The sequence below is a fragment of the Streptomyces sp. WM6372 genome (assembly GCF_001279655.1).
Classification (GTDB): domain Bacteria; phylum Actinomycetota; class Actinomycetes; order Streptomycetales; family Streptomycetaceae; genus Streptomyces.
Genome location: NZ_LGDB01000250.1, coordinates 1 through 24,448, shown reverse-complemented (window position 1 = coordinate 24,448; position 24,448 = coordinate 1). Strand labels below are relative to the sequence as shown.

Below are 24,448 nucleotides of genomic sequence, written 5' to 3'. Positions count from 1 at the left end.
GCACTGATGGGAGCTCGGGCGCGGGTCAGGTCGGGGGCGGGTCAGGTCGGGGGCGAGGCCGTGGGGCCGCGACGGGGGCTCCGGGTGAGCGGACCGCCCCGGAGGACCAGGTGGTGGGCGGCGGCGCCCAGAGCGGCGCCGAGGACGGGTGCCGCGAGGTAGATCCACAGGCCGGCGGTGGTTCCGGACATCAGCACGGGGCCGAACTGGCGGGCCGGGTTGGCGGAGCCGCCGCTGAGGGGGCCCAGGACGGCGATGATCGCGCAGATGAGAACCGCCAGGGCCGAGGGGAACCACCGCTCGTGGGCCGGGTGCGCGAGGAAGAAGCCGATCATCAGGGTGACGAGGACCATGCAGCCGCCCTCGGCGGCGAAGACGGCCCCCGCACTCCACGAGGGCGCCGCGGCCGCCGCCCCGTAGCCGACCCGTGCGACCACCGGCCCCCAGGCCAGGCGGGCCAGGGCCGTCCCGGCCACCGACCCGCACAGCTGCGCGACGACGTACCCCGCCACGCCCCGGCCGGGGAAGGCCCTCAGCAGCCAGAGCGCGAGCGTGACCGCGGGATTCATGTGCGCACCCGAACACCGCCCCCACGGGGAGCGGATGAGCCCGAAGACGAGCGCGCCGGCCAGCGCGCCCACGACGAGGAGGGCCAGGTGGAGGTCGCCGAGGGCGAGCGGGGAGGCCGGATCGAACACCCAGCGGATGATCGTGACCACGGTGAACATCAGCGTCGCGGTCAGGACGAACTCGTACAAGGGGTACCCGCGGCGTCCGGGCCCGGTCCGGACGGGCGCGGGGCCCTGGGCACCCGTACGTGTTCCGGGTTCCCCGGCCGGGGCCGCGGCGGGCCCGGACGTCTCGCCTCCGCTCATGGGCGCTCCTTCCGATCGGGCGGCTTCGACCCACCGTGCACGGGCGCGTGCACGGTGCGCCCGTCGAGGAAGCGTGCTGCACTCCCGGGCCGCGACGCGCGCGTACACGCCGAAGAACGGACCTGGGTTCATGGGGGTGCGGGCTCAAGGGAGGGCAGCGGCCGGCCGATGGCAGTGCCATGGAAACGCGTTCTTTCGCCGGCGTACGCGCTCTCGTGTACCGCCGGCTCCTCAGAGGGTTTGCCGGGCTGTTCGCGGTCCTGTGGGCGGTGGCGGCCGGGCCCCCGGCCATGACGGCCGAGGCCGCCCCGTCGCGTCCGGCGGCAGCCGCGGACGACGAGGGCCTGCGGTCGCTGTTCGCATCGGAGAACCGCGGGATCCGCACGGCCGAGCGGGTGGTCGCGGTGACGTTCAACGCGGCGTGGAACGACGCCGGCCTGGACCCGGTCCTCGACGAGCTCACCCGCCGACACGCGCCCGCCACCTTCTTCCTGACCGGCGACTTCGCCGACCGCTACCCCCAGGTGGTCCGGCGCATCGCGGCCGCGGGACACGGGCTGGGCAACCACTCCTACAGCCACCCCTACTTCCAGGACCTCACCGCCGCGGGAAGACGCGATGAGGTCCGGGCGGCCGACCGGGCCCTGCGCACGGCCGGCGCGGGAGGTGCCCTCACCCCGTACTTCCGGTTCCCGTACAGCGAGACCAGCCCCGCGTACATCACGGAGGTCAACGCACTCGGCTTCGCGGACATCGAGTTCACCGCCGACACGAACGGGTACATGGGCACCGAGGGCGGCATGACCGTGGACCGGGCCGTGAGCAGGGCGCTCGACGCCCTGCGCCCGGGTGCGATCCTCCAGATGCACGTCGGCGCGCACGAGGGCCGTACCGAGGTGCTCGATGCCCAGGCCCTGCCACGGATCCTCGAAGCGATCAGCGCCCGCGGCTACCGCGTCATCGACGTCCGCACCCTGCTCACCACGCCCCCGGCCCCCGCCGCTCTCGGCCCGGTGCCGTAACCGGGACGGCCCCGGGGCGCAGCGAGTGGCCGCGGCCCGGGGCCGTTGGGGAAGGGTGCCCGCCGCGTACCCGCGGCGGCGCTCTCAGGCCGTGGCGTTCGCCTCGGCCCCAGCGGGCCCGGGGGTCTCGGCCGGGGCCGCGGACTCGGCGTCGGGCCCGGGGATGCGGTGCAGCCCGCGGCGGTCGTAGAAGCGGGTGACGGCGAAGCCGAAGAGCAGCGCGGCGACGAGGGCGATGCCCATCGAGGCCCAGGCCCGGCTCAGGCCCGCGTCGGCCTGGGCGCCGTAGTAGAGGATGGCGCGCATGCCCTCGGTGATCTGGCGCAGCGGCTCGAACTCGGCGAGGGCCCGGAAGAACCCGGGCAGCGCCTGGAGCGGCACGGTCGCGCCGGAGGAGGGGACGGCCATCGCGACGAAGACGATGGTGGCCAGCAGCATGCCGGGGGTACCGAAAGCGGCGAACAGGGCCAGGCTGCCGAGGCCGACGACGGCGATGGTGGCGACGGAGTACAGCCACAGCAGGCCGAGGTGGGAGGCGTCCATGTCGAGGATCTTGACGGTGGCGACCTCGACCAGGGTGCCCATCACGAGCGACGTGCCGAGCATGAGCGCCATGCCGACGGCCAGGGTGCGGACGCGGCTGGTGTGCTGGACGGGCTCGCGCTTGCGGACCGGACCGTAGTCGGTGTGCAGGTAGCCGAGGGCCGTGTCGACCTGCGAGTTGACCAGGTTGGCGCCGAGCATGCCGCAGACGACGAGGACCAGCGCGTAGTAGAAGGCGCTCAGGCCCATGGCGCTGCGGGATCCGACGGGGTGGCCGTCGGCGACGGTGACGGTCACGGGGTCGGCCAGCTTGAGCTGGGCGGCCGTCGGGAGGGGGGTCTTCTGGGCCGCGGCCTGCTTGAGGAGCTCCTGGCCGAGCTGGGCGGAGGCGGCGTGGGCGGCCTTCTGGGCGGCCTGGGAGGCCATCGAGGAGCCGATGCTGCCGGCCGACTGGTTGGTCAGCACGGTCAGGGTGGGCGGGGCGGCCTTGCCCTGCGGCGCGGGCTGCGGCGCGCCGAGTGCGGTCACCGTGGCGCTGAAGTCCTGGGGTATGACGAGGGCGCCGAAGACCTTGCCCCGGCCCAGCCGCTTGTCGGCCTCCTCGCGGCTGACGACCTGCCAGTCGATGCTCTTGTCGCCCTTGGCGGCCTTCTGCATGCCCGCGACGATCTGCTCGCCCATGTTGACGTGGCGGCCGCCCGCGTCGGCGCCGCCGTCCGTGTTGACCAGGGCCACGGGCAGGTCGTGCAGGTTGCCCTTGGGGTTGACGTTGCCGCCGACGTACAGCAGGGCGAACAACATCGAGACGACTGCGGCGATGAGTCCCGTTCCGATCCACAGCCGGGGTCGGCGGAGCACGGAGGGGTGTGAGGACTGGGGCATCGATTCTCCGGTGCGGCGGCGTTTCCTAGTTGGATACTCAAGGTATCCAGTCACTGGATAGTGGCAGTATCTTGTTGTGGTGTCCAATCGCCGGTGACGGGCACCGGACCGCATGACCAGCAGGGAAGCCGCATGAAGATCTCGGAGCTCAGCCGACGGACCGGCGTGCCGGTCGCCAGCATCAAGTACTTCCGGCGGCAGGGGCTGCTGCCCGCGGGGCGGGCGACCGCCGCGACCCTGGCCGAGTACGGGGAGGAGCACGCGCAGCGGCTGCGGCTGATCAAGGCGCTCACCACGCTCGGCGGTCTGTCGATCGCGGCCACCCGCGAGGTGCTCGGGGCCGTCGACCAGGCGCACACCTCGGAGGGCGCCCTCGGAGCGGTGAGCTACGCCCTTCCCGTGCCCATGGCGACCCAGAGCGCCGCGGGTCCCGAGGAGGAGGCCGAGGCCGAAGCGGCCGCCGGTGCGGAGGTGGCGGAGCTGCTCACGGCCCTGGACTGGCGGGCACCCGAGACCTCACCGCACGTGCACGGGCTGGCGTCGGCGCTGAAGGAACTGCGGCGGCTGGACGCCCGGTACGCCCCGGGAGAGCTCGCCGCCTACGCGAGGCTGGCCGAGTCGGTGGCCCGGCTGGACCTGGAGCGGGCGGCGGACACCGAAAACCCGGTGGCCTTGGCCGAGCGGGCGGTCATCGTCTTCGCGATCTGCGCTCCGGTGTTCGAACTGCTGCGCCGTCTCGCCCAGGAGAATCAGGTCCGGCGCCGCATCGGGGACAACGGCGCCGAGTCCGCGGCCCCACGCCCGTAGGCCGCGTCGGCGGTCACCGCCGGGAAGGGTGCCGGCGATCACCGCCGGGAAGCATCGGGCGCCCGGGGAGACGGTGCGGCGGTGGACCACTGCGGCGCAGCCCCGCGCACGGCGGGGCCGCACCGCTGCGGACCGCAGCGAGCGGTCACTGCGCGACGGTCGGCCTCTCCGGCTCCAGCGAGTTGCCCGCGGGGATCCTGCCGCAGCTGGTGGGGGCGGCCTTGCCCTCGAAGCGGTCGTCCAGCCAGGCCATCGCGCGCGGCGCCCAGTACGGCATGGCTCCGACGTGGCTGAGCAGGCCGTACTGCTCGTACTTGATCGCGTTGTTGCCGGTGGCGCAGTACTGCCGGGCCAGCGCCCGTACGTCCCCGGCGACCATGACGCCGTCACCCGTGCCGATGCCCGGCGGATTGTTGAACGTTCCCTCGAGCCAGCCCGCGTTCCCCTGCCCGATGAACCCCGGGACGGTCGGCGTGGCGGCCTGGCCCAGATTGATCTTGTTGACCGCCGCGACGAAGGTCGGAACGGAGTTCGGGTCCTTGTACTCCGGCTTCGCCATGTCCTTCCACGTCATCCCCGGGTGGCGGCCCAACGCGTCGACGATCGAGCCGCGTTCGAGGTCCTTGACGACCGCGAGGCCCTTCGCGCTCAGGTAGGGGGTGAGGTCGATGCCGTACGAGCGCGAGACGCCGATGAGCGCCATCGGGATCACCCCGTTCCACGCCAGGGCGCCGTCCACGTACTTGAGGTTGTGCGCGGGGGCGACCAGCAGCCCGCCCTCGGCGAAGCCGACCAGCTGCTTGTTCACCTCGGGCGCGTACGCGGGGGCGAGGGCCGACGTCCAGTTGGTGGCGATGGCTCCGCCGGAGTAGCCGAACAGGCCGAACCTCGTGCCCGCGTGCAGACCCGTCTCCTCGGCACGGATGCCGGCGCGGATCGAGTCCAGGGTGTTCGTGCCGTACTCCGGGCCGGCCGCGAAGTCGGCGTTCTGGCCCTCGGTGTCCGGGATGACCAGGTCGTAGCCCTTGAGCAACAGCGGCGCCAGGATGACGGATTCGGCGTTGGCGATGACTCCGCCGAGGGAGACGTCACCGGCGATGGCCCGGGAGGGGCCGTCCTCCGGGCTGAGGGAGTCGTAGAACGACTGGTACGACACCGCCTTGCTGCCGTCGCCGTGGGGGCTGCGGACCACGGTGGTCACGTTGGCCGAGGGCCTGCCCTGGGCGTCGGTCGTGCGGTAGAGCAGCTGGATGGCCTTCAACGGCGTCGGGATGCCGAAGACGTGGTAGTTCAGCGTGCGCTTCTTCAGGACGTCGCCCGGCCGGTACGAGGACAGCGGCTTGCCGCCGTCGTACCGGTAGAACGGGTCGGACGTCGTGGTGGCCACCCGCGCACCCGCGGTGGGTGCGGCCGTCGCCGTCGACGCCGTGCCGACGACGACGGCGGTCGCGATGGCGGTGGACAGCAGAGCAGTGGTTCTCCGGTTCATTACTCCCCCGAGCGTCGAGCCGCAGCGGCTTTACCTGACGGTAACTTACTGGAGGTAACGCCGTTTCACATAGGCATGTCACGTTGGTTTTCAGGGAGGGCGCGGGGGCCTCCTCCGCGGAGACCGTGAACGGCTCGGATCAGCCGTGCCGGTGCGGCGCGCCGTGCCAGCGCCAGTCGGTCCGGCGGGGGCGACCGGGGGTCTCGATACGCCCGGTGGCCCACAGCAAGGTCGACCACGGGGTGTCGATGACGGGCACGTCGGGGAACAAGCGCGCGAGGACCCGCTCGCTCAGGTCCTGCGGGGCTTCCAGGACACGGTCCAGGCCCTGGGTGATGTCGTGGGTGTGGACCAGCGTCTCGACGACGCCCATGGCCGCGAAGCCCTCCGGATCGGAGGCGCCGAAGACGTGCGGGGCCAAGGTGGTCGGGGGCGCGGTGTCGACGACGGCCGCGAGCAGTCCGCCGCAGGCCTCCACGATGGTCAGGAGCCCCTCCGGCCCTGCCTGGTCGTCTGCGAAGATGACGTTGGCCGGGCCGTCGGGCCGATCCTGGGAAACGCGCAGCGGGACGCGCGGTACGCCCATGGGCTGCGCCAGCCCGAACCGCAGCGCGTAGGTGAGCAGGTCATCCGCGAGGTGCTCAAGGGTCTCCCGGCGGGTCCACTCCAAGTCCCCGGCCCGGTCCTGCCATTGGGCGGCGGGGATGCCTTCGAGGGCGTCGAGGCAGCGGGCGACGGCTCGGCGTACGTGTCTTCCCGACACCGGCGTGTGCGGTTCTCCGGACTGTGGCATGCGAGGAGCCTACAAAGCCGGGCAGAGCGCCCGGAAAGTGGTGCCGTTCATGCCGGTGCAGAATGCCGGCGGGCGCTCGGCTGACACCGGGTGCGGTCCGGCTCCAGGTTCTTTTGTAGGCGATCGCACTCGGGGGAACCATGGAGCAGTTGAAGGCCGGCGACCCGGCGGCCGTCGGTCCGTACCGGATCACGGCGCGGCTCGGCGCGGGCGGCATGGGGCACGTCTACCTCGGGGAGTCGCGCAGCGGCCGGCGGGTGGCGGTGAAGGTCGTACGGCCGGAGATCGCCTCGGACCCCGGCTTCCGGGCTCGGTTCCGGCGCGAGGTGGAGGCGGCGAAGGCGGTCGGGGGGTTCTGGACGGCGACCGTGGTCGACGCGGATCCGGAGGCGGAGACGCCCTGGGTGGCCAGCGACTACATCCCGGCGCCCGATCTCGCCGAACGGGTCCGGGAGAGCGGGCCGTTGGCGCAGGACGCGGTGTGGCGGCTCGGCGCCGGCATGGCGGAGGCGCTGCATTCCGTGCACCGGGCCGGCCTCGTGCACCGGGACCTCAAGCCCGCCAACGTCCTGCTGACCGAGAACGGGCCTCGGCTCATCGACTTCGGGATCGCCAAGGCGCTGAACGGTGCGACCGCGCTCACCGGGACGGGCGTCGCGATCGGCACCGCCGGATTCATGTCGCCCGAGCAGGCCCGGGGCGGCCGTGTCGGCACGGCCAGCCTCCGGTGACGGTTGCGGCGTATCCGCCGCCACCGCCGCCGGGCGGCCCCGGCAGCCTGCCGTCCCGGTCAGGGATGCGGCCGTGGACGCGGTTCCCGTCCGGGCGGTTGCCGGGCGGACGTCAGGGGCGCCCGTCGAGGTGCGGTACTCCATGGGACACATGCACGTCGCCACTGCGGCCGTGCTCGCCGCGGTCGTCCCGCTCGGCGCGGCCGTGTTCTCCTTCGTGGACCATCCCCTCCCCGCCGCGTTGGCGGGCATCGTCGCGGTTGCGCTGTTCAGCCTGGGCGGACTGGCCATGGCACGCGGAGACACGGGGTGCGTACGGGCGGCCGGTGACGGGCTCTACTTCATGTGCGAAGGTCAGGAATGGACCGCGACCTGGCAGGAGCTGGGCCGGGTGACCCTGAGGACGACACGCTGGGGTCTGCTCCAGGAGTTCGTCGTGGTGGGCGAACTCGTGCCGGGGGCGACGAAGAACATCGTCTGGGAACGCTTCCGGCCGGCCGGCCCCGGCGCCGGCTCCGGCCCCAGCTCCGGCCCCAGAGCGGCGGTCACCACCATCCGCTTCCGCAACGCAGGGCTGGCGCGGGCGGAGATCGGACGGCTGCACGAGGCGTTGCTGCACCGTGCCGGTGAGCGCTACGCGTACGACGACGGACTGCTCGCGGTCATCCGCGGCCACTGACCGATCGTCTCGTCGCCACCGTCGCGCCCGCGCAGCACTACGAGTGCGTCAGCAGCACGGAGGAACGAACGCGGTGGCGGCGGGTCGGCAGGAGCATCGTCGGGTGGGCGATGGTCCAGGCCGTGGACGCGCAGATGAACTCCTTGATGCGGGCGCCGGCCCGGCCCGTGATGACGGTGGACGTCATCTGGTCCTCCTGGGTCACGCGCTGGAGGATTCCGTCGCGGCGTCCGAGGCTGATGCACTGGGCCGCGTAGCCGATCGGCTTCTCGGGGACCTTGCGTCCGGTCAGGCGCGCGGCGAGGGCGTCGGCGGCCTGCCACGCCATCGGGTTGGCCGTCGCGCAGGCCATCCGCAGGGGCGCTCCGCCCGCACCCTCGGCGAACGCTGCGTCGCCGACGGCGTACACATCGGGGTGCGAGACCGAGCGCATGGTGGCGTCGACCACGATCCGCCCGGTGCTCGACACCTCCAGGGTGGTGGCGGCCGCGATCGGGTGGACGGCGAAGCCCGCGGTCCACACCGTGACCTGGGCCGGGATCCGCCCGGCCGCGGCTGCGGCTGCGCCGGTGCCGGTCCCGGTGACCACGCCGTTCGCTTCGACCCGTGTGACGTCGGCCCCCTCGTGGACGGTGATGCCGAGCCGGTCGAGGACGACGCGCAGGTGGCTCTGTGCCTTGTCGCTGAGCCAGCCGCCGACGCCGTCGCGGGCGGCGATGGCGACGTGGAGGTCCGGGCGCGCCTCGGCGATCTCGGTGGCCGCTTCGATGCCGGTCAGGCCGCCGCCGACGACCAGTACGGTGCCGTCGGGCTCCAGCTCGCCCAGGCGGGCGCGCAGCCGCAGGGCGTCCTGCTTGCCGGCGATGTTGTGGGCGTACTCGCCGACGCCGGGGACGGTGTGGTCGGCGTTCGTGCTCCCCAGGGCGTACACGAGGGTGTCGTACGCGAGGCTCTCGGCGCCGTTCTCGCCGGTGAGGTCGACGGTCTTGCGGTCGGCGTCGACCGCGGTGACCCAGGCCGGCCGGACCTGCACGCCGGTGCCCTCGTACACCTCGCGCAGCGGGCGGCGCGGCAGGTCCTGGCCGCTCGCGAGCTGGTGCAGACGGATGCGCTCGACGAAGTCGGGGTCACCGTTGACCAGGGTGATCTCGACGTCGTCGCGGTGCAGTCTCTTGGCGAGGCGGCCGGCGGTGACGGCTCCGGCGTACCCGGCTCCCAGAACGACGATGCGGTGCTTCATGACTTGCTCCCTGTCCGGTCGGATTCACCTCCTGAACCGGACAGCCAGTCGATCCCTGACAGGAATCGGCTGTGACGTGCGTCACCAGATCTCCGTGACGGCGCGATGGGGCCCGGCGGCCGCCCACTGGCGCGTGATGCGCTCCAGCTTGTCGGGGTTGACCTGGATGTGGATCGCCTCGACGCCGTCGGGCGTCGCGGCCAGGCACATGACGCCGAGGATGCGTTCGCCGCCCGCGATCAGTACGGCAGGGGCCCCGTTGACGACGGCGGCGTGGAGGACGGCGCTGCCGCCCACGTGCGCCCGCTTGGCGGGGCCCGGCCGGAACAGCCCCCGCAGGTAGCGCGCGATGCCGAGCGCGCCGATGACCGGGGTCCTGCGGGCCCGGACCCGGGCACCCCCGTCGGCCACGCTGACCGCGTCGTCGGTGAGCAGCCGGATCAGCGGCTCCGTGTCGCCGCTGAGGGCCGCGGTGAGGAACTCCTCCACAACCTTTCGGGCGGCAGCCGCATCGACCTCGGCGCGGGCCCGGTCGGTCGTGAGGTGCTGCTTGGCGCGGCGGTGGATCTGCTGGCAGTTCGACTCGGTGAGGTCGAGGATCTCCCCGATCTCGCGGTGGGCGTACCCGAACGCCTCGCGCAGCACGTACACGGCGCGCTCGTTGGGCGACAGCCGCTCCATGAGGACGAGCACCGCGAGGGACACCGACTCGCGCTGCTCGGCGGTGTCCGCCGGCCCGAGCATCCGGTCGCCGGCCAGCACCGGCTCGGGAAGCCACTGCCCCACGTACGTCTCCCGCCTGGCGCGGGCCGAGGTGAGCTGGTTGAGGCAGATGTTGGTGAGCACCTTCGTCAGCCACGCCTCGGGCGTCTCGATCCGCTCCCGGTCCGCCGCGTGCCACCGCAGAAAGGTGTCCTGCACCGCGTCCTCGGCGTCACCGGCCGACCCCAGCAGCCGGTAGGCGATCGCCTCCAGACGACCCCTGGAGCTCTCGAACAGATCGGCCTCGTACGTGTGGAGCGGCATCAGGCCATGATCGGACACGTGCGCGGGCCCCGTCCACCCGCGTCGGCCCGGTTCGCGAGCGGCACGGCTCCCTCACCCGCCCGCTGCTCGTGCCCAACCTGATGGTCCACGGCGTATGGGTGCTGTCCGCAGTCGACGGCCACGGCCTCGATCGCGAGACGCTGTTCGACATCCACGTACTGCTGTACAGCCACGTCCAAGGGCTGGCCGTGCACCTGGAGTGGGAGGCCCACGCCGAGGCGACCACCGGCCAGTCGGAGGACCAGTGGATGGAAAACCGCGCCCCCACGCTCCGCACGCTGATGGAATCCGGCCTCTTCCCCGCGTTCACCAAGGCGGTCGGAGCCTTCGAGGACGGCCATGACCTACGCCTTGACGCCCTCTTCGAACTCGGCCTCAAGGCCCTCCTGGACGGCCTGACCCCCTCATCGAAGGCCGGCGGCGTCCGCAGGGTCCTGCCGGGGGGCCGTCGGCGGCTCATGAGCACATCGCACCCCGGTCCGGCAAGGCCCTTAGCAGAACGTCCGATTATCGATCCCCTCGGGAACACCGCCCGCCTCCCTGCCAGTTCATCGAACGGTACCGGGGGCGGGCCCGCACGGCCGGTCCCCGACCGACAGACCACATGGGCTAGGAGACACAGTGCGCGTACTCTTCACCGGACCGGCCTCGGCCGGTCACCTGTTCCCGATGATCCCCACCGCGCAGGCCCTGCGCGCAGCCGGCCACGAGGTGCTGTTCGCGTGTTCGCAGCCGCTGAACCACCTGCGCCAGGCCGGATTCCCGCTCGTCGAGATCGGCGACGGCCGTACGATCCGGGAGGTGTTCGAGCAGTCCACCGGTGAGGAGGCGCGCTACGTCAACCCGGACATGAGCACGGACCAGATCCTCGACATGGCGGCCCGCGGGTTCGCGCTGGCCTCCCGGCCCACCGTGGACGGGCTGCTGGAGACCGCCGAGAACTGGGGCGCCGACCTGCTGGTCTACGACTCCTTCCAGGCGTCCGCCCCGCTGGTCGCGGCCAAGCTCAAGATCCCGTCGGTGATCCAGAACTTCGGCGTCACGTCCGGCCACGACATGGTCGCCCGGCTCGCCGCGAACTTCACCGAGGCGTACGGGACGTACGGGGTGGAAGGACCCGCCGTACCGACCGCGCTGGACATCGTTCCCGCCTCCCTCGGCGGCGACGACGGCGGCCTGCGGATGCGCTACCTCCCCTACAACGGCGGCGGCACCATCCCCGCCGGGCTCCTGCGCCGCGGGGCCCGCCCGCGCGTCGCCGTCACCCTAGGCACCGTGCTCACCGAGATGGACGGCGTCCGCGCCATCATCCAGCTGACCGAGGCGGCGGCCTCGGTCGACGCCGAGTTCCTCCTCGCCGTCGGCGACGCCGACCTCGCCCCGCTCGGCACCCTCCCCGACAACGTCCGCCCGCTGCCCTGGACCCCGCTGGCCGAGTTGCTGACTGCCTCCGACGCGCTGATCCACCACGGCGGCTCCGGCACCATGCTCACCGCCCTCCAGGCGGGCGTGCCCCAACTCGTACTCCCCCAGGGCGCGGACCACTTCACCAACGCCGACGCCCTCACCGCCACCGGCGCCGCCCTGCGCGCCGCCTCCAACGCCGTCGACACCCCGCTCCTGACCCGTCTCATCAGCGATCCGGATCTGCGGGAGGCCGCCTCCCGCCTCCAGGCGGAGAACGCCGCCCTGCCGAGCCCGGCCGAAACCGTACCCGCCCTCGAAGCCCTGACCACGAACTAGTCGGCGCCACGAGCCGACCGCCGGTGGCCGGGCACCCGTTGCCCCGCCACCGGCCCGGGCCGGGCCCGGATCCGGACTCGGGCCCGGACTCGGACTCGGGCCCGGACTCGGACTCGGACTCGGTTGGGTGCTTAAGCGGCTTGACTCTCCACCGGCTGGAGACCGGAGAGTGGGCGTCATGAACGGCACGACGCCCCTGCACTCGATCGGCAGCCTTTCGACCCTCACCGGCGTACCGGTACGGACCATCCGGTTCTATTCGGACGTCGGATTGCTGCCCCCGACCCATCGCACCCCGGCCGGCTACCGCAGCTACGACAGCACGGCCCTGATCCGGCTCCAGACCATCTGTGCCCTGCGAGAGCTCGACGTCGATCTCCCCACGATCCGACGGGTCCTCGGCGGCGACGTCTCCGTCGCCGAGGTCGCCGCCGCCCAATCCGAGGCCACCGAACTCCGGATCCGCGCGCTGCGCCTGCGGCAGAGCGTGCTGCGGCACCTCGCCCGGCGCGGCTACGACCCCGAGGCGACGGCTCTCGTGCAGCAGCTCATCCGCCTGACGTCCGAGGAACGGCGCCGCCTGGTCACGGACTTCATCGACGGCCTCACCACCGGGACCCCGGCCGCGCACGCCGCGACAGCCGCGTTGCGCAGCGCCGTCCCCGACCTCCCCGACGACCCGACGGACGCGCAGGTCGCCGCATGGATGGAAATCGCCGAACTCATCACCGACAACGGCTTCCGCGCCCGCATGGCGCACGCCGCGCTCCCGCCCGCCGACGAGGACGCCCTGCCGGGGGTCGCCGCCGGGACGGCGGCGGACCTCGTCGCCTTCGCCCGGCAGGCGGTCACCGCCGCGAGGGAATCGGGGACCGATCCCCAGGACGAGGAGGCCGTGCCGGTGGTCGACGCCGTCGTGGCCCGCTGCGCCTCCGCACTCGGCCGCCCCGTCGGACCCGAGCTGAAGGAATGGATGGCGGGACGGTTCGAGGAGGGACACGACCCGCGCGTCGCGCGCTACTGGCGGCTGGTGTGGACCGTCAACGACTGGCAGGTGGTCCCCGGGCACCTGCCCTTCCAGCCCTGGCTGGTCGAGGCCCTGCGCCGGGGGCGGCCGGGCTTGCCGTGACTCCGATGGGCCGGTTTAATAAATGCACGGGCATTTATTAATGGAGGTGTGGCGATGGCGGGCCGTCCCCGGGGGGTCGAGGACGTGGTGATCCTGCGGGCCGCGACCCGGGTCATGGGTCGGCTGGGCCCCGCGGGGCTGACACTGGGCGCCGTGGCCCGCGAGGTCGGGCTCGTGCCGGGCACCCTGGTGCAGCGGTTCGGGTCCAAGCGCGGCCTGCTCCTGGCGCTCGCGGACCAGTCCGCCAAGGACGCCGGCGAGCGGGCCGAGCGGGCGCGTCAGCCACACGACTCGGCGCTCGCCGCCCTGACCGCGCTGACGGTGGAGTCGGTGGCCGTGATGGCCACACCGGAGAGCTTCGCGAATCACCTGGCGTTCCTGTGCATGGACCTCGCCGATCCGGAGCTCTACGCACGCGCCCTGGCCGTTCACCGCGCCCGGACGCGGGCGATCGAAGAGCTGCTGGCGGAGGCGGCCGGCGCGGCCGAGCTCCGCACCGGAACGGATGTCGCGGCGCTGGCCCGCACCGTGCAGGCGATCACCGCCGGTGCGGCCCTCACCTGGGCGCTCGAACGCGAAGGGACGCTCGAAGAGCGGCTCCGGCGAGAGCTCGCCACCGCCCTGGCCCCTCACACCCCGGCCCGGCACGCCGACGAAGCGGAGGAATCATGACGGACGACGTACGCCCACTGGCCGGAAAGGTGGCCCTGGTCGCCGGCGGCACCCGGGGCGGCGGACGGGGCATCGCCGTGGAGCTCGGGGCGGCCGGCGCCACGGTGTACGTCAGCGGCCGCAGCAGCGCCGCCGGCCGCTCCGACCTGGACCGCCCGGAAACGATCGAGGAGACGGCCGCAGCGGTCACCGCCGCCGGCGGTCTCGGCATCCCCGTCCGCACCGACCACGGCAGCCCGCGACAGGTACGGGCCCTCGCCGAGCGGATCGCCGACGAACAGGACGGGCAGCTCGACCTGCTGGTCAACTCCGTCTGGGGCGGGGACGCGCTCACGGACTGGGAGCACCCCCTGTGGGAGCAGGACCTGGAGGCCGGGTTCGCGCTGATGCGGCGGGCCGTGGACACCCATGTGATCACCAGCCGGTACGTGCTGCCGCTGCTGGTCGCCCGTCGGAGCGGCCTGGTCGTGGAGGTCACGGACGGCAACACCGCCCGCTACCGCGGCACGTTCTTCTACGATCTGGCGAAGTCGTCGGTCATCCGTCTCGCCGTCGCCCAGGCCTGCGAACTCAAGCCGTACGGCATCGCGGCCGTGGCGATCACGCCTGGTTTCCTGCGCTCGGAAGCCATGCTGGAACATCTCGGCGTCACCGAGGCCAACTGGCGCGACGGCGCGGCCACGGACCCGGACTTCGCCCACTCCGAAAGCCCCGCCTACCTGGGCCGGGCAGTCGCCGCACTGGCGGCCGACCCTCGGATCATGGCCAAGTCCGGCCGCGCCCTGGCCACGTGGGGCCTGTACGAGGAGTACGGGTTCACGGACGCCGACGGCACGCAACCGGACTTCGCCGCCCACTGGGCCAGGAGTCTGGAAGGGCGGTTCGGCCCGCTCGGAGACCCGCTGTAACACCGGCGGCCTCCCCCGCGTCACCTCTCCCACGCTTGCCTGCCTAGGAGTCCTAGGATAAAACTAGGGCCCCTAGGATCAGGTGGAGGGTGCATGGCACGGGCAGGGCTGACGACTGAGCGGGTGACGGTCGCGGGCGCCGAGCTGGCGGACGAGGTCGGGCTCGACCAGGTGACCATGTCGCAGGTGGCACGGCGACTCGGTGTGAAGGACGCGAGCCTCTACACCCACGTGCGCAACCTGGCCGATCTGCGCGGCCGGATCGCACTGCTCGCGGCCGACGAGAAGACCATCCGCATCGCGGAAGCCACCGCCGGGCGGGCGGGCAAGGAGGCACTGGTCGCCTTCGCCAACGCCTGGCGGGAGTACGCCCACCGGCATCCGGGCCGCTACACGGCGACCCAGACCCCGATCCGGATCGACCCCGAGCTGGCCGCTCAGGCGCCCGGACCGCGGCGCGCGGTCGAGCTGACCTACGGCATGCTGCGCGGCTACGGACTGGCCGAGCCCGACCTGACCGACGCGGTCCGGTTGTTGCGCAGCACGTTCCACGGGTTCGTCGCCCTGGAGGCCGCGGGCGGGTTCGGGCACGAGCGGGCGCCGCAGCTGTCCTGGATCCGTGCCCTCGACGCCCTCCACACCCTCCTGGAGCACTGGCCCGCGTCCCGAGAAGGAGACTCCGCATGACCGACCCGACCCTCGGCAGCCTGCGCGTGAACGGCGCGACCCTGCACTACGAAGTACGCGGCCGGGGCCCGCTCCTGCTGCTGATCCCCGGCGGGACGGGCGGCGCGGCGGCCTTCGACGCCGTCGCCGACGGCCTGGCCGCCGAGTACACCGTCGCGACGTACGACCCGCGCGGCATGTCCCGCAGCACGCTCGACGACCCCGCGGCGGAACAGAGCGTGGCCGAACACGCCGACGACGCGTTGCGGATACTGGACCTGCTGTCGCCCGGTGAGCCCGCCCGGGTGTTCGGCGCCAGTTCGGGTGCGATCGCCGCGGTGCACCTGCTGACCGCCCGCCCCGAACGCGTCGAGCGCCTCGTGGCGCACGAACCGCCGCTGGTGGAGGTCCTGCCGGACGCCCCCGAACACCGTGCGCTCCTCGTACGCGTGCAGGAGACGTTCCGCGCCCAGGGGCTCCTGGCCGCGATGGCCGAGTTCGCCGCCGGCCTGGCGAAGGAGGGCGGCGGCGACACCGCCGCGCCGCCGCAGGCCCCGCTCGAACTCCCGCCCCAGGCGGCGGCCCGGGCCGAGCGGACGATGGCTGACCTGCCGTACTTCCTGGGGCGCATCGTGCCCGCCTTCATGGCCTACGCCCCGGACGTCCACCGCCTGGAGTCCCTGTCGGACCGGCTCGTGCTCGCCTGCGGCCAGGACTCGCGGGGCGAGTTGCCCTACCGTCCGGCCGCGCTCCTGAGCGAGCGGCTGGGCACGGAACTCCTGCACTTCCCCGGCGGTCACACGGGCCTGACCACGCACCCGGCCGAGTTCGGGGAGCTCCTGCGCAAGGCCTTCCGCGCGTAGCCCCCTTGCGTCGCCCCCTTCCGTCGCCCCCTTCCGTTGCCCCCTTCCGTCGCTCCCTTCCGTCGCTCCCCTTCGTCGCTCGCTCCCGCGGGGGCATACGGCGTCCAGTGGCGCGGCGTACCCCGCGCACCTGGCCTCGGCCGACGACAATGCTCGTGTGCCGCAGACCTTCACCACGCGAACGCTGGCCGTCGAGACGGGCTCCGCGGAGACCGTGTACGACCTGACCGAAGCCTGTGCGGAGTTCCTCCGGGACGAGGCGAAGGGGCGCAGCGGGCTGCTCAACGTGTTCACGCCCCATGCCACGGCCGGGCTGGCCGTCATCGAGACGGGCGCCGGCAGCGACGACGATCTGCTGGAGTCCCTCCGTACCCTGCTGCCCGCCGACGACCGCTGGCACCACCGGCACGGCTCCCCGGGGCACGGCCGCGACCACGTGCTGCCGGCGTTCGTACCGCCGCACGCCACCCTGCCAGTGGTACAGGGCGAGCTGGCACTGGGAACGTGGCAGTCGGTCGTCCTCGTCGACACCAACCGCGACAACCCGGAGCGGACGGTGCGGCTGTCCTTCCTGGCCTGACCGCGCCCTGACAGCGCCCCTGACCGGCGCGTCACTGTGTGTGTAACAGCAATGTATTAAGGGGTGGTTGGGCGGAACGGTTCGCCCGGTGGGTGGGTCCTGGTGGTTGGAAACGCTCGCTCGTACCGACCCGTACGAGCGGCCGGCGCCCCCGACCGATACTGAGGAAGAAGCGATGCGCGTCAACAAGCTCACGTTCGCCGCCCTGGCCGTTGCCACCGGTCTCTCGCTCACGGCCTGCCAGAGCGGCGATGGCGGCACGGAGCCGAGCGGCCCGTCGCCGGCTTCCACCGTGCCTTCCCCGGGGGGTGGTTCGGCCTCGGGCAGTTCGGATCAGGGCGGTGGGAAGCCCTCCGGCGGGAAGAGCCCGACCGGGCCGACCGGGCAGGGCACGGCCGCCGGGACCGGTTCCGACGCGAACGGCAAGGTCGGCAAGTGCCGCACCGACGAGCTGGAGATCACGGCGATGAACCACACGATCGACGGCGACCCGGACGGGACCGTCGCCGTGCAGCTGAAGAACCGCGGCAGCCGGGACTGCACGTTGTCCGGGTTCGCGGGCGTCGACCTGAAGACGAACGCGGGGTCGCTGTCCGCGAAGCGCAGCGGTGAGCAGGCCGGGCCGGCCGTGCTCAAGCCCGGGAAGTCGGTGGCCTTCGGCATCAACTACCCGCTCAACACGTCGGGCGGCTCCGGCGTCCGCGTCACGGGACTGCTGGTGACCCCGCCGGACGAGACGAAGTCGGTCACCCTCGACTGGCCGGGCGCCGCCACCCTGCCCGTCACGGAGAGCCCCGGCTCCCCGGTCACGGTCGGCCCCATCGGCAGCGCCGGTCAGGGCGGCTGACCCACGCGCCCCGCGGGCTGATCCGGCATCATCCGAAAGCCACGGCCTACGGGCCGGCCAACGCCGTGAGCCGGCCCTCCCGGATGATGCGCAGGGTCGTCGCCCGCTCCGGGTAGCACCTCATGAGCATGTCGGTGATGTGGCGACCGTAGTGCAGCGCCTCCTCCTCGCGCCGCCCGCCCAACGGCCGCATCCGCGCGTCGAAGTGCGGCTCGTGGAAGTACGCGAGCGCGTAGCGCTCCCGCTCTGCCAGCGGGACCCGGTGCGCGGTCGCCTCCACCGCCCCGCGCGTCAGGAATTGCAGGATGTCCCCGGGGAAGACCGTCAGCACCCCCGGCTCGGGCGCCACGAAGCGCCAGTCCTGCGCGTCCTCGGCCCGCCCGGCCGAACTTTCCCCGGCCACCCAGTTCCGCGACCGCCGCTCACCCTCCACGGGCGGCCGTACGTACAGCCCGCCCACGTCGTCCTGCGCCGCGATCACCAGCAGCCCGTAATCGGTGTGGGAGCCGATGCCCCGCGCCGACGGTGCCGTACGGGCAGGGAAGCGCAGGACCCGCATGTGGTGCCAGCCGCCCCGGGTGATCCCGGTCAACTGCCGCGCGCCCGGGGCCCCCAGGCCCAGCCCCAGGGCGAGAATCCGGCCATCCTCCGCCTCCTCAGCCCGTGGCTCGTGCCCACCAGCACGTCCAAGGCCCTCGGAGGTTCGGCCCACCCCAGAGACCCTTGGCTGGTTCCCGTACCGCCTGCGCGCCCGCTCCCCGTACATCCGCCCAGCTCACCGCCAGGGACCTGTCCCTCCCGCCTCCTCCGTCACCCCGGGCCCCGCCACCCGAACGGCCCGAAGCCGCCGCGTCCGTGCGGGGGCGGCCCCGGTCGGCGGCGCCTACTCCCCTCCCGGCCGGTCCTGCAAGGCCGTCATGCGCTTGGCCTCCTCGATGGCGTACTCGAACCCGGCTTCCGGGTCGCGCAGCAGGCGTTCCGTGGCCGTCGCATGGTGACGCACCCGGGGGTCGGGATCCGTCATCGCAGGGCGCAGGGCCGGCAGAGCGGCCGCCTCGCCGAGGGCGATCAGGGCCCGGCTCAGGCTCAACTGCGTGTCACGGCCGCCCCGCCCCAGCTGCGCCGCGAGCGCTGCGGCCAGTTCGGGCGCCGCACCCTCGGGCACGAGCACCACCGCCGCCCGCCAGGCACTGCGCGCCACCTCGTCGTCGGCGTCGGACAGGAGCGCCCCGGTGATCGCCGGCCATGCCCGCCGATCACCGATCTTGGACAGCGTGTGCAGTGCCTGGCTACGCGCCTGTGGCCGCTCGGAACGGAGCTCGTCGATCAGCCGTGGAACCGTGAGGGGTGCAGCGTGACGGGTGAGCGCCCACGTCAGCATCTCCCGCACCGAGAAATCGGGCTCGGCCGCGCACCGCTCCACGAGTTTCTCCACGGAGCGGGCGTCCGGAGTCGAGCCGATCGCCAGTGCCGCCCGCAGCCGCACCGACGGGCGGCTGTCCTCCAGCCCCCGGAGAGCACTCAGCGTGTCCGTGCTCGTGCTCGTCCTCTTGCCCGTCCTCGTCCTCGTCCTCGTACTCGGGTCCGTGTCCTGGTCCGCCGTGGTCATCGGAACCACCTCCTTGACGGCAGTGAAGACCTTGTCACCGTGTCAAGGTCAAACGCCGGAGCCGGCCGAAGCCCCCGCGCCGGAGCGCGGGGGCTTCGGCCCTCCTACCGGGCCGCGGCCCGGTAGGCCGTTGTCAGGTGGGCCACCGCTCCCGTCAGGTCGCCGGTCATCAGGAGGTGGTCCGCTTCGGCGAAGGGCTTGGACGAGGCCTGCGTGAAGCGGCCGCCGATCCGCTGCGCGGCGATCGCCCGGGCCCGGTCCGCCACCGCGCGCCCGGCCTCCGAGTCGGCCCCGGTCGTACGCTCGACCGCCGCCGCGACCACGGCGAGGGCGCGCAGCGCCGGCTCGCCGCCCTGCGGGGGTGCGCCGAGCGTGGTCAGGCCCCAGCCGTACGGGAACTGCGGGTCGTAGGCCGCGTCGCCCACGTTGATCGGCAGCTGGGACTCCGACTTCGGCCAGGTGACGGGGAGCCGGCCGGTGAACGGCCGCTTTCCGTACAGCACGTCGGCGACCCCGTCGCCCTCGGTGCCCGGCAGCCAGGACGCGACCAGCGCCGTCATCCGGACCAGCCGGTCGCCGACCAGCTGCGGGCGCCCGGAGACGACGAGCACCGCGCACCGCATCGCCGCGCAGACCCGGTCCACGGCCGCCTTGTCGGCCTCCGAGAGCTGGAGGTCGTGGCCGTTGCCCACGTCGCCGACGCCCTCCGCGTACGGGGTCTCGCCGACGACGACCACCCCGACGTCGTATCCGGCCGTGGGCGCGGTCGCGTCCTTGGAGTACGTCACCGATTCCGGCGAGGCGGCCGCCTTCCGCATGCCCTCCAGGATCGTGGTGCCCGCCGTGTTCCGCCCCGACGAGCCCTGCCAGCTCACGGTCCAGCCGCCCGTCTGGTTGCCCAGGTCGTCCGCGTTGGAGCCGGCGACGTAGACCTTCTGCGAGGGCTTCAGCGGCAGCAGACCGCCCTCGTTCTTGAGGAGGACCTGGGACTTCGCCGCCGCCTGGCGGGCCACCGCCCGGTGTTCGGCCGAACCGACCGCCCCGAGGCCGGAGCGGTCGGCGTACGGCTTCTCGAACAGGCCCAGCTTGAACTTCTGCTCCAGGATCCGCGCGACGGCGTCGTCGATCCGCGCCTGCGGGATCCGGCCCGCGGCCGCCTCGCCGACCAGCGTGCGGTGGAAGTCCTGGTACGCGCTCGGGACCATGATCATGTCGAGTCCGGCGTTGATCGAGGTCCGTACGTCGCTCGCGTAGTCGCCGGGGATCTGGTCGATGGCCTGCCAGTCGCTGATGACGAAGCCCTTGAAGCCCATCCGGTCCTTCAGCACCCCGTTGATCAGTTCCGCGTGGGCGTGCATCTTGAGCGGGCCGGCGTCGTCACCGGGGAAGTCCACCGAGGAGTAGGAGGGCATGACCGTCCCCACCCCGCGCTTGACCGCCTCCCGGAACGGCGCCAGGTGCACCGCCTCCAGCTCCTGCCGGGTGACCCGGGTGATGCCCTGGTCGATGGTGTACGAGCCGGTGGTGGAGGAGCCGTACGCGGTGCCGCCGTCGCCCACGTAGTGCTTGGCGGTGGCCAGCACCTTGTCCGGGCGGTCCAGGTCGCGGCCGTCCGGCGCCCCCTGCATGCCGCGGATCACCGTCTCCATCGCCGTGACCAGCGCCGGGTCCTCGCCGAAGGCCTCGTACGAGCGGCCCCAGCGCTCGTCGCGGGTGACGCACAGGCAGGGCGCGAAGTCCCAGGGGACACCCGTCGCCCGGACCTCCGCGGCGGTCACCGCGCCGGTCCGCTCGGCCAGCTCCGGGTCGCGGGAGGCACCCAGGCCGATGTTGTGCGGCATGATCGTGGATCCGACGAGGTTGTTGTGGCCGTGTACGGCGTCCACACCGTAGATCAGCGGGATCTGGAGCCGGGCCGCCCGGGTGCGCAGCTGATAGCCGTCCACCATGTCCGCCCATCCCTCGGGGGTGTTGGGGCTGGGGACGGAGCCGCCGCCGGACAGGAGCGAGCCCAGACCGTACGCCGCGATGTCACCGGGGGACTTGAGCGCGTTGCGCTCGGCCTGGGTCATCTGCCCGGCCTTCTCCTGCGGGGTCATCCGCGCGAGCAGGTCCGCGACGCGCCGGTGCGCCGGCAGCGCCGGGTCGAGGTACGGCAGCCCGTGCGCGTCGATCACCACGAGCGGGTCCTCGGCGGGCGGCCGGGCCCCGGTCACGGTCAGCTTCACCGGTACGGTCTCGGCGGTCTCGCCGTCCCGGTCCTTGGTGGTGGTCACGGTGACGGTACGTGAGCTGCCGGAGGGGGTGCCGGCCGGGAAGGTGAGCGTGCCGGTCACCGGCCGGTAGTCGGCTCCGGGTGTCGCCGTGCCGCCCTCGGTGGAATAGCCGACGGTCACCGGCTCGGTGAGCGGTCCGGAACCGGTCGTGGCCACGGATACGCGTACGTCGGCGGAGCCGCCTTCCTTCACAGGGTGAACGGTCGTGTCGGTGACGACCTTGGTCTGCACGACCGGGTCGGCCGCCCCGTACACCTCCAATCCATCGATCATGAACTCGCCGGCGCGGCCCACCGGGAAGGTGAAGGCGTAGCCCCATATCTCGGTCAGCCCGAGCACGTGGTCGATGCCGCCGACCGGCTGGTAGTCGGTGCGGTACTCGAACCGGGAGAACGGGATCTCGACGAGGTGCCAGCCCTGCCAGTCGTCGGTGAAGGAGGTCGTCCACAGCTCGGACGCCTCGCCGTTGGCCCCGCCGTCCTTGAGCTCGAAGTGCACCCGTGAGCCCGATCCGGGCGGCAGCGGTGCGGTGTTCTGCCCGTACCACCAGAACCGGATGCCACCGCGGGCACTCCAGTCGTGTGCGGGCCGGTCGAAGGCGAAGTCGTGGGTGTAGCCGCCCCAGCCGCTGATGTCGTACGCCCCGTGCAGCACCTTCGCGCCCTCGGGGGCGTCGGCGCGCTCCCGGAGCTCCAGCCGGGGCTGGTCGTCGGCATCGCTGCCCCAGGTGAAGATACCCTCGGCGGGCGGTCCGGCGAACGGGATCTCGCCCTCGAAACGGTCGACCGCCGTCGGGGGAGGCGGTTCCCCGACGGCGGCCGTGGCCGTGGCCTGTGCGAGCGGGAGGAGTCCGGCGAGGACTCCGGCCACGCCCAGCAGGGCGGTTCTGAGCCGGCGCCGGGCCGGTGTCACGCGTGCGGTGGTCACAAAACGCCTCCGAGGTCTATACCACGGGACAGGACACCGCGTGAGTCAACTGAACCGCCCTTCCGGCGTCAAGACTTCACGTCATGACCGGCCGAACTGACCGTATCCGTACCACTCATGGAACCGGTCGCCGTCCTGGGCCGGCCCGGCGCGCTCACCGGCCGAGCCGGGACGCCCTCGTGCGGAGGTAGTGGCGTTCCGGGAGGCTCAGGGTGAGGCGGGCCGCCTCCTCGTAGGCCTCGCGGGCTGCTTCGGTCGCGCCGGTGCGTTCGAGGAGGTGGGCCCGGACCGCTGCGAGGCGGTGGTGGTCCTTCAGGCGGGGTTCCAGGGCGGTGAGTTCGGCGAGGCCGGACTCGGGGCCGTGGACCATCGCGACGGCCACCGCGCGGCCGAGTTCCGCCATCGGGTCGGGGGCCCGGGCGACGAGCAGGTCGTAGAGGGCGAGGATCTGCGGCCAGTCCGTGTCCTGGGCGCGCGCCGCCTCGTCGTGGAGCGCCGCGATCGCCGCCTGGAGCTGGTACGGGCCGGGAGGGCCCTCCGCGAGCGCCTCCTCGACCAGGGCGGTGCCCTCGGTGATGGCCGCGGAGTCCCAGCGCGCGCGGTCCTGTTCGTCCAGGGGGATCAGCTCGCCGTGCGTGCCCGTACGGGCGGCGCTGCGCGCCTCCGTCAGGAGCATCAGGGCCAGCAGAGCGGTGACCGCGCCCTCCCGGGGCAGCAGGCGGCGTACCGCCCGGGTCAGCCGGATCGCCTCGCGCGCCAGGTCGGCGCGGTGGAGGGTGGGGCCCGAGGTCGCGGTGTGGCCCTCGTTGAAGATCAGGTAGAGCACCTGGAGGACGGTGGCCAGCCGGGCGTCCCGGTCCTCGGGGCCGGGCGGGTGGAAGGGGTGGTCACGGAGCTTCGCCTTCGCCCGGCTGATCCGCTGCGCGATCGTCGCCTCCGGAACGAGATGCGCCCGGGCGATCTCCGCCGTGGTGAGGCCTCCGACCGCGCGCAGCGTCAGCGCGATCCGGGCGGCGGGCGCGAGCGCCGGGTCGCAGGAGAGGAAGAGGAGCGTGAGGGTGTCGTCGTCGGACGGAGCGGCCCGGGCATCGCGGGGTTCCAGACGGGCGGCCGTCTCCTCGCGCCGGGCCCGCGCCCGGTCCGCCCGCAGCTGGTCGGTCAGCCGCCGCGAGGCCACCCGGATCAGCCAGCCGCGCGGATTGGCGGGTGTCCCGGCTTCCGGCCACTGCCGCGCGGCGGCCAGCAGGGCCTCCTGTACGGCGTCCTCGGCGGCGTCGAAGTGTCCGTACCGGCGCACGAGCGCGCCGAGGACCTGCGGCGCGTGCCGGCGCAGCAGGTCCTCGACCGTCTCGGCGGGCTCTACGGGCCCCTGTCCGGGCACGTTCAGCTGGTGAAGAGCTCGGACTCGGGGCGCTCGTCGATCTGCCGGATCACCACCGGGTGCTCCGGCGCGCCGGCCGGCTGCGGACAGCGGGCGACCCGCGCCGCGATCTCGGTGACCCGCTCCAGGCTCGCGCAGTCGAGCACCCAGTACCCGGCGAGCAGCTCCTTCGTCTCCCCGTACGGGCCGTCCGTGATCACCGGCCGGCCGTCCTTGTCGGCGGTCACGAACCGGGTCCGCGCGGGCTCGACGAGCCCCTGCGCGTCGAGCAGCTCACCGGACTCGGCGAGGTCGTTGTTGATCGCCTCCATGTGCGCGAACATCGCCTTCAGGTCCTGTTCGCTCCACGCGGGGCTCTGCGCGCTGCCCTTGCCGCCGTAGGCGTCGTAGTCGACTTGGGAGCCCTGCACCATGACGAGGTACTTCATGGTGTCCTCCTTCGCTCGTGGTTTCCCTGTTGCCTTGCACAGGGGACGTCGGAGCCGGGCGCCGATCCTCGACACCTCGCGGGGTCCGTTCCGAATTCTTCTCGGAATCCACTCGCGCGAACCACCGATCGAAACGTTGAGCCACTGCTCACGGCCACGGCCACGGCCACATACGCGAAAGCGCCCGGCCGGGAGGTTCCGGTCGGGCGCTGTCGTGCGTGTGCTGTCCGCTGGTGGCTTAGTACCAGTGGTGGGTCTGCCAGAAGTTCCAGGCGCCGACGGGGCTGCCGTAGCGGGAGTTCATGTAGTCC

23 protein-coding genes and 1 pseudogene are annotated in these 24,448 nt (G+C 72.9%); 13 read left to right on the top strand and 11 right to left on the bottom strand.

What is annotated here, in order from left to right:
* Positions 1-41 precede the first annotated feature (41 nt).
* The gene (locus ADK52_RS38255) at positions 42-875 is read right to left on the bottom strand and encodes an aquaporin (protein ID WP_078988925.1); all 834 of its coding nucleotides are present in this window, start codon (positions 873-875) and stop codon (positions 42-44) included.
* A gap of 179 nt (positions 876-1,054) precedes the next feature.
* On the opposite strand from ADK52_RS38255, the gene ADK52_RS38250 reads away from it, so the two are divergent.
* On the top strand, positions 1,055-1,897 hold the full coding sequence (locus tag ADK52_RS38250; RefSeq protein ID WP_107090279.1) for a polysaccharide deacetylase family protein: 843 nt from the start codon (positions 1,055-1,057) through the stop codon (positions 1,895-1,897).
* An 84-nt stretch (positions 1,898-1,981) separates the two neighbouring features.
* Here the strand turns inward: ADK52_RS38250 and ADK52_RS38245 are convergent, their stop codons facing one another.
* The gene (locus ADK52_RS38245) at positions 1,982-3,322 is read right to left on the bottom strand and encodes a YhgE/Pip domain-containing protein (protein ID WP_053694457.1); all 1,341 of its coding nucleotides are present in this window, start codon (positions 3,320-3,322) and stop codon (positions 1,982-1,984) included.
* 132 nt (positions 3,323-3,454) lie between these two features.
* On the opposite strand from ADK52_RS38245, the gene ADK52_RS38240 reads away from it, so the two are divergent.
* Positions 3,455-4,129 carry a MerR family transcriptional regulator gene (locus ADK52_RS38240; protein WP_053694456.1) on the top strand — a complete coding sequence of 225 codons (675 nt, stop codon included), beginning with the start codon at positions 3,455-3,457 and terminating at the stop codon, positions 4,127-4,129.
* A 145-nt stretch (positions 4,130-4,274) separates the two neighbouring features.
* Here ADK52_RS38240 and ADK52_RS38235 read toward each other — a convergent pair whose 3' ends face one another.
* Together ADK52_RS38235 and ADK52_RS38230 are read right to left on the bottom strand one after the other, a co-directional pair.
* Positions 4,275-5,618 carry a lipase family protein gene (locus ADK52_RS38235; RefSeq protein WP_053694455.1) on the bottom strand — a complete coding sequence of 448 codons (1,344 nt, stop codon included), beginning with the start codon at positions 5,616-5,618 and terminating at the stop codon, positions 4,275-4,277.
* Between the two features lie 139 nt (positions 5,619-5,757).
* A complete protein-coding gene (locus tag ADK52_RS38230) occupies positions 5,758-6,411 on the bottom strand; it encodes a maleylpyruvate isomerase N-terminal domain-containing protein (RefSeq protein ID WP_053694454.1) in 654 nt (217 codons plus the stop codon).
* A gap of 140 nt (positions 6,412-6,551) precedes the next feature.
* On the opposite strand from ADK52_RS38230, the gene ADK52_RS38225 reads away from it, so the two are divergent.
* Positions 6,552-7,142: a serine/threonine-protein kinase gene (locus tag ADK52_RS38225; protein ID WP_053694453.1), complete on the top strand. Its 591-nt coding sequence runs from the start codon at positions 6,552-6,554 to the stop codon at positions 7,140-7,142.
* A 142-nt stretch (positions 7,143-7,284) separates the two neighbouring features.
* Positions 7,285-7,821, top strand: coding sequence for a hypothetical protein (locus tag ADK52_RS38220; RefSeq protein WP_053694452.1), 537 nt, complete (start codon positions 7,285-7,287; stop codon positions 7,819-7,821).
* A gap of 37 nt (positions 7,822-7,858) precedes the next feature.
* On the opposite strand, the gene ADK52_RS38215 is transcribed toward ADK52_RS38220, so the two are convergent.
* A complete protein-coding gene (locus tag ADK52_RS38215) occupies positions 7,859-9,061 on the bottom strand; it encodes an NAD(P)/FAD-dependent oxidoreductase (RefSeq protein ID WP_053694451.1) in 1,203 nt (400 codons plus the stop codon).
* A gap of 81 nt (positions 9,062-9,142) precedes the next feature.
* Positions 9,143-10,087, bottom strand: coding sequence for an RNA polymerase sigma-70 factor (locus ADK52_RS38210; RefSeq protein WP_053694450.1), 945 nt, complete (start codon positions 10,085-10,087; stop codon positions 9,143-9,145).
* A gap of 101 nt (positions 10,088-10,188) precedes the next feature.
* Here ADK52_RS38210 and ADK52_RS44310 point away from each other — a divergent pair.
* The 9 genes and pseudogenes from ADK52_RS44310 to ADK52_RS38165 all read left to right on the top strand — a co-directional run.
* Positions 10,189-10,449, top strand: a pseudogene (locus ADK52_RS44310) (TetR/AcrR family transcriptional regulator C-terminal domain-containing protein); the annotation flags it as partial.
* A gap of 280 nt (positions 10,450-10,729) precedes the next feature.
* A complete protein-coding gene (locus ADK52_RS44305) occupies positions 10,730-11,851 on the top strand; it encodes a nucleotide disphospho-sugar-binding domain-containing protein (RefSeq protein ID WP_053694448.1) in 1,122 nt (373 codons plus the stop codon).
* A 178-nt stretch (positions 11,852-12,029) separates the two neighbouring features.
* Entirely contained in the window at positions 12,030-12,980 is a 951-nt protein-coding gene (locus tag ADK52_RS38195) for a MerR family transcriptional regulator (protein ID WP_053694461.1), read from the top strand.
* Between the two features lie 54 nt (positions 12,981-13,034).
* A complete protein-coding gene (locus tag ADK52_RS38190; protein WP_053694447.1) occupies positions 13,035-13,652 on the top strand; it encodes a TetR/AcrR family transcriptional regulator in 618 nt (205 codons plus the stop codon).
* Positions 13,649-14,560 (top strand): SDR family oxidoreductase, encoded by a 912-nt coding sequence (locus ADK52_RS38185; RefSeq protein WP_053694446.1) that lies wholly within the window; start codon positions 13,649-13,651, stop codon positions 14,558-14,560. The genes ADK52_RS38190 and ADK52_RS38185 overlap by 4 nt, the downstream gene beginning before the upstream one ends.
* Before the next feature lie 93 nt (positions 14,561-14,653).
* The gene (locus tag ADK52_RS38180; RefSeq protein WP_053694445.1) at positions 14,654-15,247 is read left to right on the top strand and encodes a TetR/AcrR family transcriptional regulator; all 594 of its coding nucleotides are present in this window, start codon (positions 14,654-14,656) and stop codon (positions 15,245-15,247) included.
* Entirely contained in the window at positions 15,244-16,089 is an 846-nt protein-coding gene (locus tag ADK52_RS38175) for an alpha/beta fold hydrolase (RefSeq protein WP_053694444.1), read from the top strand. Before ADK52_RS38180 ends, ADK52_RS38175 begins: the two co-directional genes overlap by 4 nt.
* 157 nt (positions 16,090-16,246) lie before the next feature.
* Positions 16,247-16,669, top strand: coding sequence for a YjbQ family protein (locus ADK52_RS38170; protein WP_053694443.1), 423 nt, complete (start codon positions 16,247-16,249; stop codon positions 16,667-16,669).
* Between the two features lie 175 nt (positions 16,670-16,844).
* Entirely contained in the window at positions 16,845-17,516 is a 672-nt protein-coding gene (locus ADK52_RS38165) for a DUF4232 domain-containing protein (RefSeq protein ID WP_053694442.1), read from the top strand.
* Between the two features lie 46 nt (positions 17,517-17,562).
* On the opposite strand, the gene ADK52_RS38160 is transcribed toward ADK52_RS38165, so the two are convergent.
* The 5 genes from ADK52_RS38160 to ADK52_RS38140 all read right to left on the bottom strand — a co-directional run bounded on the left by ADK52_RS38160 (position 17,563) and on the right by ADK52_RS38140 (position 24,137).
* Positions 17,563-18,108 (bottom strand): 2OG-Fe(II) oxygenase family protein, encoded by a 546-nt coding sequence (locus ADK52_RS38160; protein WP_234344431.1) that lies wholly within the window; start codon positions 18,106-18,108, stop codon positions 17,563-17,565.
* 291 nt (positions 18,109-18,399) lie between these two features.
* Positions 18,400-19,125: a HEAT repeat domain-containing protein gene (locus tag ADK52_RS38155; RefSeq protein ID WP_078988923.1), complete on the bottom strand. Its 726-nt coding sequence runs from the start codon at positions 19,123-19,125 to the stop codon at positions 18,400-18,402.
* A gap of 104 nt (positions 19,126-19,229) precedes the next feature.
* Positions 19,230-22,328, bottom strand: a complete 3,099-nt coding sequence (locus tag ADK52_RS38150) for a glycoside hydrolase family 3 protein (RefSeq protein WP_234344430.1) — start codon at positions 22,326-22,328, stop codon at positions 19,230-19,232.
* A gap of 154 nt (positions 22,329-22,482) precedes the next feature.
* Entirely contained in the window at positions 22,483-23,709 is a 1,227-nt protein-coding gene (locus ADK52_RS38145; protein ID WP_053694440.1) for an RNA polymerase sigma factor, read from the bottom strand.
* A 2-nt stretch (positions 23,710-23,711) separates the two neighbouring features.
* Positions 23,712-24,137 carry a YciI family protein gene (locus ADK52_RS38140; RefSeq protein ID WP_053694439.1) on the bottom strand — a complete coding sequence of 142 codons (426 nt, stop codon included), beginning with the start codon at positions 24,135-24,137 and terminating at the stop codon, positions 23,712-23,714.
* Between the last annotated feature and the right edge of the window lie 311 nt (positions 24,138-24,448).

What these genes read in the sequence shown, in the direction of transcription:
- ADK52_RS38255 (WP_078988925.1), bottom strand. Translation starts at nt 875, where the DNA reads ATGAGCGGAGGCGAGACGTCCGGGCCCGCCGCGGCCCCGGCCGGGGAA.
- ADK52_RS38250 (WP_107090279.1), top strand. Translation starts at nt 1,055, where the DNA reads ATGGAAACGCGTTCTTTCGCCGGCGTACGCGCTCTCGTGTACCGCCGG.
- ADK52_RS38245 (WP_053694457.1), bottom strand. Translation starts at nt 3,322, where the DNA reads ATGCCCCAGTCCTCACACCCCTCCGTGCTCCGCCGACCCCGGCTGTGG.
- ADK52_RS38240 (WP_053694456.1), top strand. Translation starts at nt 3,455, where the DNA reads ATGAAGATCTCGGAGCTCAGCCGACGGACCGGCGTGCCGGTCGCCAGC.
- ADK52_RS38235 (WP_053694455.1), bottom strand. Translation starts at nt 5,618, where the DNA reads ATGAACCGGAGAACCACTGCTCTGCTGTCCACCGCCATCGCGACCGCC.
- ADK52_RS38230 (WP_053694454.1), bottom strand. Translation starts at nt 6,411, where the DNA reads ATGCCACAGTCCGGAGAACCGCACACGCCGGTGTCGGGAAGACACGTA.
- ADK52_RS38225 (WP_053694453.1), top strand. Translation starts at nt 6,552, where the DNA reads ATGGAGCAGTTGAAGGCCGGCGACCCGGCGGCCGTCGGTCCGTACCGG.
- ADK52_RS38220 (WP_053694452.1), top strand. Translation starts at nt 7,285, where the DNA reads ATGGGACACATGCACGTCGCCACTGCGGCCGTGCTCGCCGCGGTCGTC.
- ADK52_RS38215 (WP_053694451.1), bottom strand. Translation starts at nt 9,061, where the DNA reads ATGAAGCACCGCATCGTCGTTCTGGGAGCCGGGTACGCCGGAGCCGTC.
- ADK52_RS38210 (WP_053694450.1), bottom strand. Translation starts at nt 10,087, where the DNA reads ATGCCGCTCCACACGTACGAGGCCGATCTGTTCGAGAGCTCCAGGGGT.
- ADK52_RS38195 (WP_053694461.1), top strand. Translation starts at nt 12,030, where the DNA reads ATGAACGGCACGACGCCCCTGCACTCGATCGGCAGCCTTTCGACCCTC.
- ADK52_RS38190 (WP_053694447.1), top strand. Translation starts at nt 13,035, where the DNA reads ATGGCGGGCCGTCCCCGGGGGGTCGAGGACGTGGTGATCCTGCGGGCC.
- ADK52_RS38185 (WP_053694446.1), top strand. Translation starts at nt 13,649, where the DNA reads ATGACGGACGACGTACGCCCACTGGCCGGAAAGGTGGCCCTGGTCGCC.
- ADK52_RS38180 (WP_053694445.1), top strand. Translation starts at nt 14,654, where the DNA reads ATGGCACGGGCAGGGCTGACGACTGAGCGGGTGACGGTCGCGGGCGCC.
- ADK52_RS38175 (WP_053694444.1), top strand. Translation starts at nt 15,244, where the DNA reads ATGACCGACCCGACCCTCGGCAGCCTGCGCGTGAACGGCGCGACCCTG.
- ADK52_RS38165 (WP_053694442.1), top strand. Translation starts at nt 16,845, where the DNA reads ATGCGCGTCAACAAGCTCACGTTCGCCGCCCTGGCCGTTGCCACCGGT.
- ADK52_RS38155 (WP_078988923.1), bottom strand. Translation starts at nt 19,125, where the DNA reads ATGACCACGGCGGACCAGGACACGGACCCGAGTACGAGGACGAGGACG.
- ADK52_RS38140 (WP_053694439.1), bottom strand. Translation starts at nt 24,137, where the DNA reads ATGAAGTACCTCGTCATGGTGCAGGGCTCCCAAGTCGACTACGACGCC.